Source organism: Ferroplasma sp. Type II (assembly GCF_000496155.1).
This window is the reverse complement of record NZ_KI542747.1, coordinates 3,299-5,531: the sequence shown is the minus strand read 5'-3', so window position 1 is coordinate 5,531 and position 2,233 is coordinate 3,299. Positions and strand designations below refer to the sequence as shown.

3 protein-coding genes are annotated in these 2,233 nt (G+C 37.5%); all 3 read right to left on the bottom strand.

The features are described 5' to 3' along the window. Positions 1–18: 18 nt before the first annotated feature. Genes AMDU4_RS09440 through thiD form a run of 3 tightly spaced genes read right to left on the bottom strand, consistent with a single transcriptional unit; the run spans position 19 to position 2,158 of the window. Positions 19–345: a thiamine phosphate synthase gene (locus tag AMDU4_RS09440; RefSeq protein WP_021787752.1), complete on the bottom strand. Its 327-nt coding sequence runs from the start codon at positions 343–345 to the stop codon at positions 19–21. Continuing rightward, entirely contained in the window at positions 342–1,373 is a 1,032-nt protein-coding gene (locus AMDU4_RS09435; protein ID WP_021787751.1) for an AIR synthase family protein, read from the bottom strand. The genes AMDU4_RS09440 and AMDU4_RS09435 overlap by 4 nt, the downstream gene beginning before the upstream one ends. Continuing rightward, entirely contained in the window at positions 1,370–2,158 is a 789-nt protein-coding gene (thiD, locus tag AMDU4_RS09430; RefSeq protein WP_290704864.1) for a bifunctional hydroxymethylpyrimidine kinase/phosphomethylpyrimidine kinase, read from the bottom strand. Before thiD ends, AMDU4_RS09435 begins: the two co-directional genes overlap by 4 nt. Positions 2,159–2,233: the final 75 nt, after the last annotated feature.

Here is a 2,233-nt window from a genome sequence, read left to right as displayed (position 1 = left end):
TTTATTTTTTCGCCTCCTCTAACTACCGTATGTGGAAACTCCTATGATTTTATCTGGAAATCTAGATTTTATATAATTGAATGGCACATCGTCTTTCCCTATATGAATGCCATCCGCATCCAGAATATCCATTAATACGGGATCATCGTCTATGATAAACGGAATTTCATATTCCCTGCAAATAGTGCCAAGCCTTTTTCCAACACTGAGTTTTATCCTGAATGAGGATGTTTTGTCTCTGTACTGGAGAATGTCAACCCCGCTTTTAACTGCTCTTTCAGTAGCATTAAATAACCAGTCCCCAGAATAATCTGGTGTAACCAGGTATAGCCCCTTTAATCTCATTTCAATCCCTTTTCTATCCCAACGGAAATAGCATTCCACAACTGATCGTCCTGCGGTTCGATTTCACGTTCCTTTCCTTCTTCTCTGATTTTTATCCCAAGCGATTTGTCAGTCACTTCGCCAATAATGCTGGATTTTATCCCGGATTTTTCCAGTATTTCGGTAAATTCTTGAGCATATTCATGCTTTACTGTTATCAGTAAAGTACCCTCGCTAATCGATCTTAGTGGATCAATATTAAATAATGAACAGAGTTTTGCAATATCACTATCTACTGTAATCTTATCAAAATCAATAAGAATTCCGTTTCCTGAAGCTATTCCTATTTCATATACTGAATTCAGCAGACCTCCTTCTGTTGCATCATGCATAGATGTAATCTTTGTGGAAATGCCGTAATCTATTGCAAGCTGCTCCTCTCTGATGCAGGTCATTGTATAGAACTTATCCAGAATACTCTTAAAATATTGTTCTCCTATATTTTTTCTCACATATTCAGGGAAAGTATATGCAAGTACTATGGAGGCTTCAAGTGCAGAACTTTTCGTCATTATTATTGCATCTCCAATATGTGCATTTTCAGTCGTAATGTATCTATCGCCGATACCCATCAGGGTAACTCCACCGACCATGGGGAATTCTGTACCAGCATACCTTGCAGTATGGCCAGTGACAACTTCTATATTGTACTTAATGCATTCATTATGAATTACATCCCAAATCTCATTAAATTGGTCATCCGTAATATGTGTTGGAAGGTTAAGGTCTATACTCATATAATCGGCCCTTATTCCTGAAGTATATAAATCCGATGCCAATATATGAAATGCGAACCAGGCGGCTTTTTTAAAGCCAAAGGCAGGGTCTATATAAAGTGGATCTGTTGTAATAGCCATGTACTTGTTCCCTATCCTTACAATTCCAACATCTACACCATTTCTTGGTGGAACCACAACCTCATTTCTCAGGCTACCTATTTTATTTATTATGTTCTCTTCAAAAAACTTTCTTGATATTTTCCCTATCATTTTATCACCCAGAAATGTGAAAGTGCACCATAGCCTTTTCCCATGGGGAAAGAATTCTGTATGGCACCTTCCACATAACGTTTGGCCAGTTCTATTGCTTCAGGCAATTTTTTCCCAGATGCAAGATATGACGCAATTGAAGCTGAAAGGGTATCGCCTGTTCCATGTGTATTTTTAGTAAAAATGCGCCTGGACTTATATTCATAATACTCCGACCCATCATATAGAATATCTATAGAACAATCACCCCCAGCATGCCCGCCCTTTATAAGAACCGCAGAACCAGTAAATTCATGAATTTTTTTTGCTGCCTTTTTTGAATCGCCAAAATTTCTGATCTTCATGGAAGAAATTACCTCACTTTCCGGTATATTTGGAGTGATTAGATCGGCAATTTTCATCAGTTTTGACTTCATGCTTTCTACAGCGTCCTCCCTTAGCAGTCTTACATTTGTTTTTGAAATCATTACCGGGTCTACCACTATTTTTTTAATTCCATATTGTTTAAATTTCTCCGTTATATTTGATATTATGGGTTCTGTATAAAGCATTCCCGTTTTCGCAGCATCGGTGCCAATATCTTCCATTATAGCATCGAACTGTTCATTAATAAATTTTAAGGGCAGTTCATATATGGATTTGACAGTAACACTATTCTGTGCAGTCAATGAGACTATAACCGCAGTGCCAAATACCTTCATTGCAGTAAAGGTTTTTAAATCAGCCATGATGCCAGCTCCACCTCCAGAATCAGTTGAGGCAACTGTCATTACCCGTGCTACCATATCTTTATTATAGATTTGCTCTATTTAACTCATGAGATTTTCTAATAACCCCTCTCTTTATATCCTATGAATGTG

What these genes read in the sequence shown, in the direction of transcription:
- thiD (WP_290704864.1), bottom strand. Translation starts at nt 2,158, where the DNA reads ATGGTAGCACGGGTAATGACAGTTGCCTCAACTGATTCTGGAGGTGGA.
- AMDU4_RS09440 (WP_021787752.1), bottom strand. Translation starts at nt 345, where the DNA reads ATGAGATTAAAGGGGCTATACCTGGTTACACCAGATTATTCTGGGGAC.
- AMDU4_RS09435 (WP_021787751.1), bottom strand. Translation starts at nt 1,373, where the DNA reads ATGATAGGGAAAATATCAAGAAAGTTTTTTGAAGAGAACATAATAAAT.